Origin of the sequence: Streptomyces sp. NPDC029216 (assembly GCF_040648015.1) — a bacterium.
Taxonomy (GTDB): Bacteria; Actinomycetota; Actinomycetes; order Streptomycetales; family Streptomycetaceae; genus Streptomyces.
In genome coordinates this window covers 1-15,297 of record NZ_JBEZWL010000002.1, presented here as the reverse complement: position 1 = coordinate 15,297, position 15,297 = coordinate 1, and the positions used below count along the sequence as shown (strand labels likewise).

Here is a 15,297-nt window from a genome sequence, read left to right as displayed (position 1 = left end):
GCTCCCCCACGGCTCGCCGCCCGGCACCTCCAGTACCCCCCTCCGCCGGCGAGCCGCCCGCGGCTGCGGGCCGCCCCGAGCAGGGCGGCCCGCACCGCCGTGCGCCGTCAGGCGGGCAGCCAGGCCCGCCAGGTCGCGCGGTTCTCCCTCACCCAGCGGGCCGCCGCCTCCTGCGGGGCCAGCTTCTCCTCCGCGATCATCAGTGCGACGTCGTTCTGCATCTCCTTCGTCCAGTGGAACTTCTTCAGGAAGGCGGCCGCGTCACCGCCGTCCTTCGCGAACCGGGCGTTGAAGAACTTCTGCAGCGGGGTGTGCGGGTACGCGCACGCGACCTTCTCCGGATCGGCATCGCAGCCCTTCTCGTACTCGGGCAGCTTCACCTCCGTCATGGGCACCTTCTCGAACAGCCACTGCGGCTCGTACCAGTAGCTCAGGAAGGGCTTCTTCTCCTTGGCGAACTGCTTGATCTGCGTGATCTGGGCCGCCTCGGAGCCCGCGAAGACCACCTGGAGGTCCAGGCCCAGGTTCTTCACCAGCGCCTTGTCGTTGGTGACGTACGACGGGGAGCCGTCCAGCAACTGCCCCTTGCCGCCGCTCTCCGCGGTGCGGAACTGGTCGGCGTACTTGTTCAGGTTCTTCCAGTCGGTGACGTCCGGGTGCTGCTGCGCGAAGTACGTCGGCACGAACCAGCCGATGTGCCCGGTGACCCCCAGGTCGCCGCCGCGGGCGATGGTGCCCTTGCCGTCGATGTAGCGCTCCTCCTGCTCCGGGTGTCCCCAGTCCTCCAGGATGGCGTCCACCCGTCCCTGGCTGAGTGCGTCCCAGGCGGGCACCTCGTCGATCTGCACGGTGTCCACGCGGTAGCCGAGCTCGTGCTCCAGCAGGTACTGGGCGACGGCGACGTTGGCCTGCGCGCCCACCCAGGACTGCGTGGACAGCGTCACCGTCCGCGATCCCGCGGCGTCCGCGTAAGGGGAGGACTGGCGGGTCATGTCGGCGGCGCCGCAGCCGGTGAGGCCGGCCCCCACGGTCAGGGCCGCGGCGGCGGCCAGGGCGGCGATACGGATGCGAGTCATCTCAGGCCTCCTTTCCGGCGGCGGTGCGGCGTTGCGTCGGCTGGGTGACCCGGTCGAGGACCAGGCCCAGGCAGACGATCGCGGCACCGGCGACGAGACCGGTGGCCAGGTCGCCCTGGGCGAGACCGAACACGGCGTCGTAGCCGAGCGCCCCGCCGCCCACCAGGCCGCCGATGACGACCACGGCCAGGACGAGGACCACGCCCTGGTTGACGGCCAGCAGCAGCGCCGGCCTGGCCAGCGGCACCCGGACCTGGAGCAGCTGCTGGCGTCCGGTCGCGCCGAGGGACCGTGCGGACTCCACCGCGCCGACGTCTACCGCCCGCAGGCCCTGCGCGGTGATCCGCACCACCGCGGGCAGGGCGTACACCACGGCCGCGGCGGCGGCCGGCGCGCGGCCGACACCGAACAGCGCGACCACCGGGATCAGGTACACGAACTGGGGCATCGTCTGGAACACGTCGAGGACGGGCCGCAGCATGCGGTCCAGGCGGGCGCTGCCCGCGGCGGCCGCGCCGAGGGCGAAACCGAGCAGCAGGGTCACGGCGAGCGCGGCCAGCACCTGGGAGAGGGTGTCGAGGGCGGGTCCCCACGCGCCGAGGACACCGATCGCGGCCATCGCCAGGACCGCCGTGGCGGCGGTCCGCCAGGTGCCGATGAGCAGGGCGAGGGCGCCGGTCGCCAGCAGGACCGACCACCAGGGCAGCCACTGCAGGCCGGAGCGGAGCGGGTTGAGGACCCCGGTGGTGAAGTGCCCGGCCCAGTCGGCGGTGCCGCCGAGGACCGGCACCCCGGAGTACAGGTGCGCGGTCATCCAGTCCACGGCCCGGTTGACGGGCCCGGCGGTGTCCACGGTCCACGCCTGCGGCCAGCCGAGCCGGCCGGCGAGGTGACCGGCCACGGCGATCGCGGCGACCACGGCGGCCGACGCCAGGGCCACGACGCGGCCGGGTCCGGCGGGGCCGGCCGGAGCCGAGCCGAGCCGGGCGCCCGCGGCGGCGGTGACCCGGTCCAGGACCACGGCGAGCAGCACGATCGGCACGCCCGCGGCGAGCGCCGCCCCGACGTCGACGGAGGCCAGCGCCTGGTAGACGCGGTCACCGAGACCGCCCGCGCCGATCACGGAGGCGATGACGGCCATGCCGAGCGCCATCATGATCGACTGGTTGACGCCGAGCAGCAGCTCCTTGCGGGCCAGCGGCAGCCGGGCCGTCAGCAGCCGCTGCCGGCCGGTCGCGCCGAGGGAGGCGGCGGCCTCCATGACCCCGGCGTCGGCGCCGCGCAGCCCGAGCGCGGTCAGGCGGGCCATCGGCGGGGCCGCGTACACCACGGTCGCCAGGACCGCGGCGGGCACGCCGATGCCGAAGACCAGCACCACCGGCAGCAGGTAGGCGAAGGCGGGCAGCACCTGCATGGTGTCGAGCACCGGCCGCAGCACACGGTTCATCCGCTCGGACAGGCCGGCGGCCAGGCCGAGGAGCGCACCGAGCAGTACGGACGCCAGGACCGCCACCACCATCAGGGCGAGGGTCTGCATGGTGGGGACCCACATGCCGAGCAGCCCGCACACGGCGAACGCGGCGACGGACACCAGCGCGAGGCGCACCCCCGCGAGCCGCCAGGCCACCAGCCCGGCGGCGGCGGTCACCCCGGCCCAGCCGAGGGCGAGCAGCAGCAGGTACACGGCGCGCACGGAGACGACCACGACGTTGCTGACGTGCCCCAGGAAGTAGAGGAAGAGCGGGTGGCCGTCGCGGTTGTCGATGATCCAGTCGCTGGCGCGGCCCAGCGGGGACGACACGTCCACGACGAGCGCCCCGGGCCAGCTGCCGCCGCCGAGCAGGACGGCGCCCAGGACGAGCAGGAGCGCCGCGCCCGCACCGATCAGCCGGCCGCGCCGGCGCCGCAGCAGGGCACGCGGCCCACCGGAACCGGCCTCCGGGCCGGAGCCCGCCTTCGGGTTGCCGGCGGATGCGCCGGCGGGGGCGGCATCGGCCGTCGGCGTACGGCCGGCAGGAGCGGAGGTGGTCGTGGCGCTCATCGGCCGCACCGCCCCGGGCCGGGGACCCGTGCGCTGCCGCACGGCGGCGGCCAGGTGGAAGGCGAGCACATCAAGCCACCGCCTTCCCGGCCGCGGTGGGGACCCCGGCGACCACGCCCAGCAGCACCGACTGGTCGACCACCCCCAGGCACCGCCCGTTCTCGACGACCCGCGCGTTCTCCCCGGACCGGGCGACCGCCTCGATGGCCTCATGGACGGTCGCGGTCGGAGCCAGCGCCGGTCCGGCCCCGGTCTCCTCGGCCCGCGCCGGGCGCATCGCCGAGCGGACCGTCACCACCTGCTCGCGCGGCACGTCCCGGACGAAGTCGCGGACGTAGTCGTCGGCGGGGGAGCCGACGATCTCCTCGGGCGTTCCCGACTGGACGATCCGGCCGTCCCGCATCAGCGCGATCCGGTCGCCGAGCCGCAGCGCCTCACTGAGGTCGTGGGTGATGAAGACCATGGTGCGGCCCTCCTCGCGGTGCAGCCGGACGACCTCCTCCTGCATGTCCCGCCGGATCAGCGGGTCGAGCGCGCTGAACGGCTCGTCGAACAGCAGTACTTCGGGGTCCACCGCGAGCGCGCGCGCCAGGCCCACCCGCTGCTGCTGGCCGCCGGACAGCTGCCCGGGCCGGCGCCGCTCCAAGCCGTCCAGACCGACCTTCGCCACGAACTCCGCGGCGCGCTCGCGCCGTTCGCCGCGGCCCACGCCCTGGATCTCCAGGCCGTAGGCGACGTTGTCGAGGACGGTGCGGTGCGGCAGCAGCCCGAAGTGCTGGAAGACCATCGCGGCCCGGTGCCGGCGCAGTTCGCGGAGCCGGGCCGGGTCCATGGCGAGGATGTCCTCGCCGTCGAGGGAGAGGGTGCCCGAGGTGGGTTCGATGAGCCGGGTCAGGCAGCGGACCAGGGTCGACTTGCCGGAGCCCGACAGGCCCATCACCACGAACACCTCGCCCTTGCGGACGTCGAAGGAGACGTCGCGGACGGCGGCCGTGCAGCCGGTCCGTTCGCGCAGTGAGGCGGCGTCCAGCGAAGCCAGTTCCGGATAGGCGGGGACCTGTTCGGCCTTCGGCCCGAAGACCTTCCACAGGTTCCGCACGGAGAAGACAGCGCCGGATCCGCCCTCCGCGGATCCGGCCGGCCGGCTCTCCGACTGCCCCTTCGGCTGCGTGTTCGACTGGCTCATCGGCTGGTACCTCCCAGCAGTTCGGCGCATTTCTCCCCGACCATCAGCACCCCGATCATCGGGTTCACCGCGGTCATCGTCGGGAAGACGGACGCGTCGGCGATCCGGATGCCGGCCAGGCCCCGGACCTTCAGATCAGGGGTGACGACGGCGAGTTCGTCGTCCTCGGCACCCATCCGGCAGGTTCCGGCCGGGTGGTAGACGGTGTGCGCGACCTGCCGGGCATAGGCGCTGAGCTCCTCGTCGGAGGTGACCTCCGGGCCCGGGCAGACCTCGCGCTTCAGCCAGCCGGCCAGCGGCTCGGCCGCCGCGATCCGCCGGGCGATCCGGATGCCGTCGACCAGGGTCCGGCCGTCGTAGTCGTCCTCGTCGGTGAAGTACCGGAAGTCCAGCGCCGGTTTGACCTCGGGGTCGGGGCTCGTCAGGTAGAGCCGTCCGCGGCTGCGCGGCTTGGGGATGTTCGGGGTCATCGACACGCCGTGGGCGGGTCGTTCGTAGCCCAGCCGCTCCGGGTTGTCGGTGAACGGCACCTGGTAGAAGTGGAACATCAGGTCCGGCCCCTGGGCCGACGGATCCCGGCGGACGAACAGCCCGGCGTCCGAGTCCATCGCGGAGTTCTCCGGTATCGGACCGTGCGTCTCCCACACGATGACGGACTCGGGGTGGTCCAGGAGGTTCTCGCCGACCCCCGGCAGGTCGTGCACGACCGGGATGCCCAGCTTCTCCAGGTCCGCCCGCGGTCCGATGCCCGAGTGCAGCAGCAGCCGCGGCGAGTCCACGGCGCCCGCGCACACCAGCACCTCGCGGCGGGCCCGCACCAGGTGCTCCCGCCCGTCCGCGGTGCGCACGTGCACCCCGGTGGCCCGGGTGCCTTCCAGCTCCAGCCGGAACGCCCAGGTCTCCAGGGCGATGTGCAGGTTGGGCCGGTCCAGGAAGGGGTGCAGATAGGCGACCGAGGCCGAGGAGCGCTTGTTGTCCTCCGGGTGGTACGCCAGGTCGAAGAAGCCGACCCCCTCGTGGAAGGCGCCCTTGTTGAACCCCTCGACCCGGGGGACCCCGAGCGCGCTCTGCGCCGCCTCCACGAAGTCCCGGGCGATGGCGTTCCGGTCGTCCTCGTGGACCGGGACGATGTTGTTGCGGAGCCGGTCGAAGTACGGGTCCATGGAGGCCGCGTCCCAGCCCTCGGCCCCGGCCTCGGCCCACTCGTCCCAGTCGGAGGGGAGGGGCTTGAACGAGATGAGCGTGTTGTGCGAGGAACAGCCGCCCAGCACCCGCGCCCGGCTGTGCCGGATGTGGGAGTTGCCGCGGGGCTGTTCGGTGGTGGGGTAGTCGTAGTCCAGCTCGCCGCCGAGCAGCCCCATCCACCGGCGCAGGGTGAGGACGTCCTCACGGCCGACGTCGCTGGGGCCGCCCTCGATGACGGCCACGCGGACCGCGGGGTCCTCGGTCAGCCGTGAGGCGATCACGGAGCCGGCGGTCCCGCCGCCCACGACGACGTAGTCGTACACCTGCTCGTCCTGGTGGTTCATGCCTGGTCCTTCTGCTGCTCGCCCCGTGCGCCGTCGTCCGGTCCGCCGGCGAACCAGCGCACGGGACGCGGAGAGAGGTTCCGGTAGAGGTGCTTGGCCTCGCGGTACTCGGCCAGGCCGGTGGGGCCCAGTTCGCGGCCGATTCCGGACTTGCCGAAGCCGCCCCACTCGGCCTGCGGCAGGTACGGGTGGAAGTCGTTGATCCACACGGTGCCGTGGCGCAGCAGCCCGGCCACCCGGTCGGCCCGGTCCTCGTCGGCGGTCCACACCGCGCCGGCCAGGCCGAACTCGGTGTCGTTGCCGAGGGCGACGGCCTCCTCCTCGGTGCGGAAGGTCTCCACGGTGAGGACCGGGCCGAAGACCTCCTCGCGCACCACGCGCATGCCGCGGTGGCACCTGTCGAGGAGGGTGGGCCGGTAGAAGAAGCCCGGCCCCTCCGGCCGGGTCCCGCCGGCGCGCAGCACCGCGCCTTCGGCGAGGGCGCCGGCCACGTACTCCTCGGTCCGCTCCCGCTGCGCGGCGGAGACCAGCGGCCCGCACTCCACGCCGGGGTCGGTGCCGCGGCCCAGCCGGATCAGCTCCGCCCGGCGGGCCAGTTCGGCGACGAACCGGTCCCGCAGCGGCTCCTCGACGATGAGGCGGGAGCCGGCCGAGCAGACCTGGCCGCTGTGGATGAACGCGGCGTTGAGGGCCTGGTCCACGGCGGTGTCGAAGCCCTCGGGGGTGGCGCAGGCGTCCGCGAAGACGATGTTGGGGTTCTTGCCGCCCAGTTCGAGCGCGACCTTCTTGACGCTGTCGGCCGCCGCCCGCGCGACCTTGGTGCCGCTGACGAGCCCGCCGGTGAAGGAGACCAGGTCGACGCCGGGGTGCTCGGCGAGGCGCGCGCCCACGGTGTGCCCGGGGCCGGTGACGATGTTGGCGGCGCCGAGCGGGAGCCCGGCCTCCAGCAGCAGCTCCACCAGGGCGACCGTGCTCAGCGGGGTGATCTCGCTGGGCTTGATGACGAAGGTGTTGCCCGCCGCGAGGGCCGGCGCGATCTTCCAGCTGGCCTGGAGGAGCGGGTAGTTCCACGGGGTGATCAGCGCGCAGACGCCCACCGGCTCGTGGACGACCACGCTGCGGATGTCCGGCGAACCGGCGTCGACGACGCGCTCCGCGCTCTCCTTCTCCACCAGGTCGGCGAAGTAGCGGAAGGCGTCGCGCACGCAGTCGACGTCGGTGCGGCCCTCCTCCAGCGTCTTGCCCGTGTCCCGGCTCTCCAGGGCGGCGATCCGCTCCCGATCGCTTTCCAGCCGGTCGGCGACCCGGCGCAGCAGGGCGGCGCGCTCGGCGACCGGCGTACGGGGCCAGGCGCCCGCGTCGAACGCGGCGCGGGCGGCGTCCACCGCCTCGTCGGTGTCCCGGCACCCGCCCTCCGCGACGACCGCGAAGACGGTGGCGTCGGCGGGGTCGATGATCTGGCGGGTCTCGCCGGAGAGTGATGCTCGCCACTCGCCGCCCACGTGGATGGTCTGTTGTGCTGCGGTCACGTCGGGTATTGCCTTTCGTTCCTTCAGATCCCCCGCCGGTTGCCCGGAGGATCAGGGCGCCCTGTCGGCCGCCTGGAGGCCCGGCTGCCCCCGTCTTCGGAAGGCATGCGGAAAGCAATGCATAGAGTGATCCTCTTCACGGAACATAGAGGTGCAGAAGCAGACATTCAGGGCAGACGGAGCCGTGATCCGGGCGGGGCCGAGCAGGAAAAGCCCCCTTCGACACGGCCGGCGAACCTCTTGCAGGGGGCCGTAAGCCTTTCGTCATGGAGCCAGGGGTGTCGGACGAGGACCCGATCACCTTGGATGGCGGATGAAGGCGAACCGAAAGCTTGGAAGGAGGGCGTCGTGGGGCGCGTCACGAGGAAGCGGTGGTGGGCGGCGGGGGTCATGGCCGGGCTGGCGGCGATGGTGGCCGGGCTGGTGTGGTTCAAGCCGTGGGCGCTGTGGGTGGACGAGACGGTGAACGAGGCGCTGCCCTCCCCGCACGCGGCCCCGAGGGCTCCGGCGACGGGTACGCCCTCTCCGGGCGGGCCGGTCACCGTGGCGCAGGGCGCCTTCATCAGCCACGAGCACACCACGACCGGCACCGTGAAGATCATCCGGCTTCCGGACGGTACTCACACGCTCCGGCTCGAAGGCCTGGACACGAGCAGCGGGCCCGATGTGCGTGTCTGGCTGAGTGACGCGCCCGTCAAGGAGGGCAGGGAGGGCTGGGGACTCTTCGACGACGGCCAGTACGTCAACCTCGCCAAGCTGAAGGGCAACAAGGGCGACCAGAACTACCCGCTTCCCCCTGACCTCGACTGGTCGAGGTACGCGAGCGTCAGCATCTGGTGCGACCGGTTCGACGTCTCCTTCGGCGCCGCGGCGCTCAGCCGCACCTGACCCCCGCACAGCCGGAGTTGCGCGGGACGACCAGGCCCGACTCGTAGGCGAGGACCACGAGTTGGGCGCGGTCACGGGCGTGGAGCTTGGCCATGGCCCGGTTGATGTGCGTTTTCGCGGTCAGCGGGCTGATCACCATGCGGTCCGCGATCTCGTCGTTGGACAGGCCGCACGCCACCAGCGCGACGGCCTCGCGCTCGCGGCCGGTCAGCTCGTCCAGCCCCCTCTCGGCCCCGGTTCCGAGCGGCCGGGAGACGTACCGGTCGATCAGCCTGCGCGTGATCGAGGGGGCGAGCAGGGCGTCGCCGCGCGCGGCGACGCGGACGGCGTGCAGGAAGTCATCCGGCACGATGTCCTTGACCAGGAATCCGGCCGCGCCGGCCCGCAGCGCGTCGAAGACGTACTCGTCCAGGCCGTAGTTGGTCAGGACGACGACGTGCACCCCGGCGAGTGCCGGGTCCGCGGCGCCGTCATGGCTCTGGGGGCGGGGCTGACCGGCATGGTCATCGGCGTGGCGAACCTGGCCGTCGCCGACGGTGGCCCCGGCACCGGTAACGGAGTGGTCGGTGGTGCCCTGGCCGTGGTATTCGGGATGATCGCGGCGGTCCTCAGCCGAGTGGCCCTGGCCCGCTCCCGCCGCGCCGGCCGGTAGGCGGTCAGGCGGGAACGCCGGCCCGGTCCAGGACAGCGGCCATCTCGTCCTCGGGGAGCGCAGGGTTGGCACCCGCGCTGGAGGCCAGTTCGGGGACATGAAGCGCCTCGCGGAGCCGGGGGAGCGGGAGGCGCGGGTCGCCGACCGCCGCCTGGCGTGTCCAGACCGCGGGGTCATGGCTGAGCCGTTCGATCAGCGCGGGTGTGGCGGCCGGGTCCCGGACGGCCAGCCGTCGGTAGTTGCCGTCCGGGTGGTCCGCGTAGCGCGCGGCGAGACCCTCGCGGGGGAAGCGGGGGTGCGTCTCCGCCATCCAGGCGGAGAACGTGCCGCCGAGCCGTGCGTACACACGCATCAGGACCTCCTCCGGGGTGTCGGGGTGGTGCACACCCAAGAGGTCTTCCACCATGGGGTCCTCGGTGCGTGCGAGCAGGCACAGGAGGTCGGGCGGCAGGTGGGGGCTCTGGGCGGCGGTGCGCAGGAGCAGCGGGTGGGCGGAGGTCGCGGCCCGTCGCAGCACCTCGGGGTCGGCGAGCCCGTCCCGTACCCACTCCACGTTCCCCCTGTCGAAGGCCCCCACCGTGAAGTCGATCGTCATCCGCCGCGTCTCGCCGAGTTCGGGCCTGAGGGAGACCGCGAGCCGTACGGCCTCGTCGGGGTCGACGGCGAGCTGCTCCACGAGGTCGGTGGGCAGCGACGGGTTCTCGGCGAGGGCGGCCAGGTGCGTCCGCTCGGCGACGCATCGTTCGGCGTCGGCGCGGTGCAGGAGTCCGCGGCGCAGCGCCTCGGCGGCGGACTCCGGATCGCGGAGGAGTTCGGCGGTGACGCGTGCGTCCCGTCGGCACTCCCACAGTGCGGCGGCCCGCCGCACCTCAGGGTCGGGGTCGGCGAGCAGCGCCGACCGCTCGTCTGGCGACAGCCTCTCCCACGCGCGCGCCGCGCTTCGGCGCGCTGCCGGATCGCGGTGCGTGGCCAAGGAGGCCACGAACGACAGCGCGAGATGCGGCGAGTCCAGCAGGGCCGTCCGTACGGAAGGGTCGGGGTCTTCGAGCAGGCGGGCGCACACGCCGTCCGGCAGTGGCGCGACCCTCGTACGCTGGCCGTGCCACGCGGGCCCGTACGCGAGAGCGGCCCGCACCGTGGGGGAAGGGTCGTCCGCGAGCCGGGCCCGCTGCGCGGGCTCGGCCGTGGTGCTCTGCGCGAAGTCGATACGGGCGCCCGGGTTCGGGTGGGCCAGGATCACCGCGACGGCCGCCTCGGGGAGCCCAGCCCGCTGGAGGGCGTGACGGGGCGGGCCGTCCCCGCCGCCGTCGAAGGCGAGCAGGCGCAGCAGCAACGGTGCCGGCAGCGCCGGGTTGCGGGCGAGTCCGTCCAGCGCGGACGCGTGGAACGCGACCATGATTCCCCTACCCCTGTGTCTCCGTCGGCTGGTCCACGGCCATGATGCCCCGCCGGTCAGGCCGTCCGGCGGGCGGGGGCGGATCAGGGGTCGCGTCAGCTCTCTCGACCCAGGGTCCGAGGCGTTCCCAGCAGGAGTTCGTCATCGGCCCCGAAGCGGTCGAAGCCGCCTTCCTCCCAGGCCACGATCACCGAAGCCTCGCCCGTCGTGCCGGTGTCGGTCTTGAGGGCTCGAACCCTGCGCCACCGACCCTCGTAGCCGATCACATCGCCGCGGTTGAGACGGGTGGCTGGCTTCGTCGGCACGCTCATGACGCTGACCCTACGACCCGGGGCCACCTGGCGCACGATCCGGCTCAGGCAGGCCGCTTCGCGTCCTTGCACGGGCTCGGAGCGCGTGGTCTCGCCCGGCGCGCCGCCGCGGCGGCAGCACACCGGCGCGAACGGACACGCATGAGCGGCCCGCAGCGGGTTACACGTCGTCAATGAGGCTTGAACGCAGCGCGCCCGCAGGACCCGGCCGCCTCCCCGTACTGTGGCTGCTCCCGCTACAGACCGCGCTCATGGTCGGTGTGGGGCTGATGGTCACCGGTCCGCTCGCGGACCAGTGGCCGGTGGCGGCGGAGGACGGCATCAGCCGCAGCCTGGCCGCACACCGCGGCGGACCCGCCACGTCCTTCTCGGAGTGGTTGTCCCTGCTGGCCGGCACCCAGAGCATCACCGCCCTCACCGCCCTCGCCGTCGCCGCGATGCTGGTGTTCTCACGGGGGCGCCGGCTGCGGGAGGCGGTGTTCCTGGCCGGAGCCGTGGCCGCGCAGTCGGCGGTCTTCCTGCTGGTCACCCTGGTTGTGGAACGGTCACGTCCGCACGTGCCCCCACTGGACTCCGCCCCGCCGACCTCCAGCTTCCCGTCCGGGCACGTCGGCGCGTCGGTGGCCCTGTTCGGCGGCCTCGCCGTCCTCGCCGCGCTCCGCGCGCGCGGCGAACGGCCATGGCTGCGGCAGGCCCTGGTCGCCGCCCTGCTTCTGATTCCCCTGCTCGTGGCGTTCTCCCGGGTCTACCGGGGGATGCACCATCCCTCCGACGTGGTGGGCGGCCTGCTCAACGGCTCCTGCACCCTCCTCGTCATGACGCACGCGCTGCTGCTGCCCGCCCGGCCCCGGCCGCTCGCGCACGCCGCCTTCGGCGCCGACCCGGCCGAGCGGCTCCCGTCCGCCCGCCCCGCCCGCCACGACGGGGCACCCCGGCGGGCCGTGGTGGTACGTCACCCGCACGGCTGCGGAGCGGAACTGGCCGAGCGCGTGCGGGACATCCTGCGCCGTCACGGCTACGCCGGCCAGGTGTGGACGGAGACGACCGCCGAACACGCCGCCGGCGGCCTCGCCCAGCGGATCGCCGAGGAGGACACCGCCCTCGTCGTGGTCTGCGGCGGGGACGGCACCGTACGGGCCTGCGCCGACCTGCTGGCCGGCACCGGGATCCCGCTCGCCGTGGCGCCCTGCGGCACCGGCAACCTGCTGGCGCGCAACCTGCAGCTGCCCGCCGATCCGGCGGCAGCGCTGGAGGCGGCCCTGTCCGGGGAGACCGCGCGGATCGACGTGGGCCGGGTCCGGGGCGACGGGTTCGGATCCGCCCGCTTCACCGTCATGGCGGGAGCCGGCTTCGACGCCGCCATGGTCGGCGACGCCTCCGAGCGGGTGAAGGAGCGCCTCGGCTGGGCCGCGTACGTGCTGTCCGCCGTCCGCCACCTCGGCGATCCCCGGATGCGCCTGTCGATCCGGCTGGACGGGGGCCCCGTACGGGAGCGCCGCGCCCGCATGGTCGTCATCGGCAACGTCGGCAGTCTGCAGGGCGGGCTGCCCCTGCTGCCCGACGCCAGGCCCGACAGCGGTCGGCTGGAGGTGGTGCTGCTCGATCCCCGCGGAGCCCGCGGCTGGCTCGCGGCGGCGGGGCATCTCACGGCGCGCATGCTGCCCGGCCGGGCGGTGCCCGGGCCCGGGCCCGGCGGCGAGTACGGCACCGTGGCGGGCGGCGCGCTGGAGTACTTCAGCGCCGTACGCGTCGACATCCGCTTCGCCCGGCCCCAGCCGCGCGAGCTCGACGGCGACGGCATCGGCACCGGCACCCGGCTGAGCGCGCAGGTGGAACCGGGCGCGCTGCGCATCTGGCTCCCGCCGCGCACGCCGCACACACCGGGGGAGCAGGGGCGTACGGCCGCCGCCGATCCGGCCGCGCACCCCGTCGGCGGCTGAGCCGGGTTGCGGAGGAACGACTTCGATCAGGGGTGACGGGCATGGGAACCGCGACACGGGTACCGCAACGCCAGGACGTGGCGGCGGTGCCGGCCGAGCTGGAAGCGGAGGGCGAGGAGCTGTCCGCCGAGGAGGCGGTGGCCGCGCTGCGGCGCCACGCCGGCTGGAGCCTCGTACGGGACTCCTTCATCCGCTTCCGGTACGCCGACGGCTTCAGCCACTCCAGGGCGCTGGCCCTGCAGACGGTGCTGGCCATCGTCCCGCTGGCCATCGCGGTCATCGGACTGTCCGGGGCGCTGCACACCGAGGCCATCGGGCGGATCGCGGAGCTGACGATACGGCGGCTGGCGAGCGGGCCGAGCCAGGAGGTGGTGGACGACGCCCTGACGCAGAGCCGGCACCAGCCAGGGGACGGAAGCCGGATGGCCCTCTGGTTCGGTCTGCTGTTCTCCGTCGTGAACGTGACCACCGCGCTGTGCCAGGTGGAGCGGGGCGCGAACCGCATCTACGGAACGGAACGCGACCGGCCGTTCCTGCACAAGTACACCCGAGGGCTGGTCATGTCCCTGCTCGCCGGCCTGCCGCTCGGACTCAGCTTCGCCGTCACCGTCCTCGGCGCCCACCTCGGCCGCGCCGTGGCCGAGGTGTACCACCTCGGCCCGGGCACCCTCCACGCCTGGGACCTGCTGCGCTGGCCCGTGGGCGTCCTGCTGGCCCTCCTCGCCACCAGCGCCATATTCCGGCTCTCGCCCCGCCGCACCCAGCCCGGTTACACCTGGCTGGCCTTCGGTGCGACGGTGTACCTGGTGCTGTGGCTGCTGGCGACGTGGGGGCTGAGCCTGTACGTCGGTGCCGACGGCTCCTTCGCCACCGTGTACGGGCCCCTCAGCGCGTTCGTGTCCCTGCTGCTGTGGTCCTACCTGACCTCCATGGCCCTGTTCCTGGGGCTGGCCTTCGCCGCGCAGCTGGAGGCCGTACGGGCCGGGGTGACCGAACCGGTCACGGAGGACCCCGGCGTCTGAACGCGCCACGCGCCCGGACAAGCTGGGCGGGCAGCCCCGGCGCGCGGCGGACAACACGGAGAGGAAGCACCACGACCATGGCACGCACGGCACGGCCCTCCACCCCGAGGCGTCTGCTCGCCCGGCTCGTCCCCGGCCGCTCGGGGCCCGACACCCGGTTCGGCGCACGGCTGCTGACGACCGTGGCCGCGACCGCCCTCGTGTCGGTGCCCTTCGCGCTCGCCGTGGTGCTGGTCGAGTCGCAGTGGGCGCCGCTGAGCCGGCTGGACCGCGGGACGGCCGAGCGGCTGCACACGGCGGCGCTGGAACATCCCGCCTGGGTGCGGCTGCTCGACTTCCTGACCCACGTGGTGTGGGACCCGGTGACGATGCGGCTGCTCGTGGCCGCGCTGGTGGTGTGGCTGCTCGTGCGCGGCGCCGTGCGGCTGGCGCTGTGGGCGGCCGTCACCGCGACGGCCGGCGGTCTGCTCGGCCTGCTGGTGAAGAACGTGGTCGCACGGGCCCGGCCGCACCTGCCCGACCCGGTCTCCCACGCGCCCGGGTTCTCCTTCCCCTCCGGGCACGCCATGACGGCCACCACCTCCTGCGCGGTGCTGCTGCTGGCACTGCTGCCGCTGGTGCCCCGCCGCCTTCGTCCGCTGCCGTGGGCGTGCGCGGCGGTCTCGGTGGTGGGCGTGGGCTACACCCGCGTGGCGCTCGGCGTGCACTGGGTGAGCGACGTGGTCGGGGGCTGGCTGCTCGGGCTGGCCGTGGTGACGGCGACCACGCTGGCCTTCGAAGCCTGGCGCGCGGACGTCGGGCGGGTCCGCACCACGCCCGCGCAGGGTCTGGAGCCGGAGATCCGTTCCGAGCACCCCGAGCCGCCGGTGGGCGTCCCGGAACGTCCCGCTCCGTGACGAGGGTGGCGAAAGCCGCAGGGCCGGGGGAGGGGCAAGACGTTTCTCTGTATGATCCTCACGCTTCGGGACCTCGCGCGAGGTGTCCGGTGCTTACACCGCCGGCGTGATCGACGCCGATACGGAGGCCCAAGCCCCCTGGCTGGCTTCGGTGTCCGTGGCCGGCCCCACGCTGAGCCAGGCCCTGCGTGCACGGGCAAGCCGCCGTTCTCGGGTACGTCGGTGCCGGGCGTGCTGTACAACGTCGCGCACTCGGCACCGGACCTCGACGGGGTGCCCCGGGCGCTGCGCCCGTTCATCGAGTCGTGCCTGGCCAAGGACCTGGCGGCCCGTCCCACCCCTGAGCAGCTCCTCACGCTCCTCGGCCGGGTCGCGCCCGCCGACCGGCCCTGGCCGCCCGCCGTGCACCGGACGATCGCCGCCCAGCGGGCCGGCATCGACCGGCTGCTCGGCGACACGGACCGCACCCTCGTGCCGGAACCGGCCCCGGCCGCTCCCGCCGACGCGGGAACGGCCGAGCCGAGACCGACGCCCAGCCCCACGAGGCCCCTGCCCCCGCCCCGTCGGCGCACCGGAAAGACCATCGCCCTGGTGTCGGCCTGTGCGCTCGCCGTCGCCGGCATCGGATACGGGGTGTACGCGCTGAAGTACAAGGAGAAGGCCGCCGACAAGGGGATCGCCCGCGCCGCCATCGCGGCCATGCCCCGCTGAGGTGCCGGGCCGGCCCGGCCCCCCCCCCCACAGGCCCCCGGCGCACCCCGGCGCCCGCGCCCCGCCGCGCGCCGCCCGGGGGCGGGGCCCGGCGCCGGGGGCCGGGCGCCGCGCGGGCGC

General features: G+C 74.0%; 13 protein-coding genes and 1 pseudogene. 6 read left to right on the top strand and 8 right to left on the bottom strand.

Features of this window, described 5'->3' with window-relative positions:
* Positions 1–107: 107 nt before the first annotated feature.
* The 5 genes from AB0F18_RS00985 to AB0F18_RS00965 all read right to left on the bottom strand — a co-directional run bounded on the left by AB0F18_RS00985 (position 108) and on the right by AB0F18_RS00965 (position 7,361).
* Positions 108–1,076, bottom strand: a complete 969-nt coding sequence (locus AB0F18_RS00985; RefSeq protein ID WP_362053173.1) for an ABC transporter substrate-binding protein — start codon at positions 1,074–1,076, stop codon at positions 108–110.
* Position 1,077: 1 nt separating this feature from the next.
* Positions 1,078–3,117: an ABC transporter permease subunit gene (locus tag AB0F18_RS00980; protein WP_362053170.1), complete on the bottom strand. Its 2,040-nt coding sequence runs from the start codon at positions 3,115–3,117 to the stop codon at positions 1,078–1,080.
* A 70-nt stretch (positions 3,118–3,187) separates the two neighbouring features.
* Entirely contained in the window at positions 3,188–4,303 is a 1,116-nt protein-coding gene (locus tag AB0F18_RS00975; RefSeq protein WP_362053167.1) for a glycine betaine/L-proline ABC transporter ATP-binding protein, read from the bottom strand.
* A complete protein-coding gene (locus AB0F18_RS00970; protein ID WP_362053164.1) occupies positions 4,300–5,832 on the bottom strand; it encodes a GMC oxidoreductase in 1,533 nt (510 codons plus the stop codon). The genes AB0F18_RS00975 and AB0F18_RS00970 overlap by 4 nt, the downstream gene beginning before the upstream one ends.
* On the bottom strand, positions 5,829–7,361 hold the full coding sequence (locus tag AB0F18_RS00965) for an aldehyde dehydrogenase family protein (protein WP_362053161.1): 1,533 nt from the start codon (positions 7,359–7,361) through the stop codon (positions 5,829–5,831). The genes AB0F18_RS00970 and AB0F18_RS00965 overlap by 4 nt, the downstream gene beginning before the upstream one ends.
* Before the next feature lie 390 nt (positions 7,362–7,751).
* Here AB0F18_RS00965 and AB0F18_RS00960 point away from each other — a divergent pair, with 390 nt between their 5' ends.
* Positions 7,752–8,249 carry a DM13 domain-containing protein gene (locus tag AB0F18_RS00960; protein ID WP_362053577.1) on the top strand — a complete coding sequence of 166 codons (498 nt, stop codon included), beginning with the start codon at positions 7,752–7,754 and terminating at the stop codon, positions 8,247–8,249.
* Here the strand turns inward: AB0F18_RS00960 and AB0F18_RS00955 are convergent.
* Positions 8,236–8,715, bottom strand: a pseudogene (locus AB0F18_RS00955) (response regulator transcription factor); the annotation flags it as partial. The gene AB0F18_RS00960 and the pseudogene AB0F18_RS00955 overlap by 14 nt on opposite strands.
* 6 nt (positions 8,716–8,721) lie before the next feature.
* Between AB0F18_RS00955 and AB0F18_RS00950 the strand changes: the two are divergent.
* A complete protein-coding gene (locus tag AB0F18_RS00950; RefSeq protein WP_362053574.1) occupies positions 8,722–8,901 on the top strand; it encodes a DUF6223 family protein in 180 nt (59 codons plus the stop codon).
* A 4-nt stretch (positions 8,902–8,905) separates the two neighbouring features.
* Here the strand turns inward: AB0F18_RS00950 and AB0F18_RS00945 are convergent, their stop codons facing one another.
* Both AB0F18_RS00945 and AB0F18_RS00940 read right to left on the bottom strand, forming a co-directional pair.
* Positions 8,906–10,297 (bottom strand): Mucin-2, encoded by a 1,392-nt coding sequence (locus AB0F18_RS00945; RefSeq protein ID WP_362053158.1) that lies wholly within the window; start codon positions 10,295–10,297, stop codon positions 8,906–8,908.
* Positions 10,298–10,392: 95 nt separating this feature from the next.
* Entirely contained in the window at positions 10,393–10,608 is a 216-nt protein-coding gene (locus AB0F18_RS00940) for a hypothetical protein (RefSeq protein WP_362053155.1), read from the bottom strand.
* Between the two features lie 173 nt (positions 10,609–10,781).
* Here AB0F18_RS00940 and AB0F18_RS00935 point away from each other — a divergent pair, with 173 nt between their 5' ends.
* The 4 genes from AB0F18_RS00935 to AB0F18_RS00920 all read left to right on the top strand — a co-directional run bounded on the left by AB0F18_RS00935 (position 10,782) and on the right by AB0F18_RS00920 (position 15,177).
* Entirely contained in the window at positions 10,782–12,548 is a 1,767-nt protein-coding gene (locus tag AB0F18_RS00935; protein ID WP_362053152.1) for a diacylglycerol kinase family protein, read from the top strand.
* A gap of 41 nt (positions 12,549–12,589) precedes the next feature.
* Positions 12,590–13,570 carry a YihY/virulence factor BrkB family protein gene (locus tag AB0F18_RS00930; protein ID WP_362053149.1) on the top strand — a complete coding sequence of 327 codons (981 nt, stop codon included), beginning with the start codon at positions 12,590–12,592 and terminating at the stop codon, positions 13,568–13,570.
* Between the two features lie 77 nt (positions 13,571–13,647).
* A complete protein-coding gene (locus AB0F18_RS00925; RefSeq protein ID WP_362053146.1) occupies positions 13,648–14,466 on the top strand; it encodes a phosphatase PAP2 family protein in 819 nt (272 codons plus the stop codon).
* A gap of 231 nt (positions 14,467–14,697) precedes the next feature.
* A complete protein-coding gene (locus tag AB0F18_RS00920) occupies positions 14,698–15,177 on the top strand; it encodes a hypothetical protein (RefSeq protein ID WP_362053143.1) in 480 nt (159 codons plus the stop codon).
* Positions 15,178–15,297: the final 120 nt, after the last annotated feature.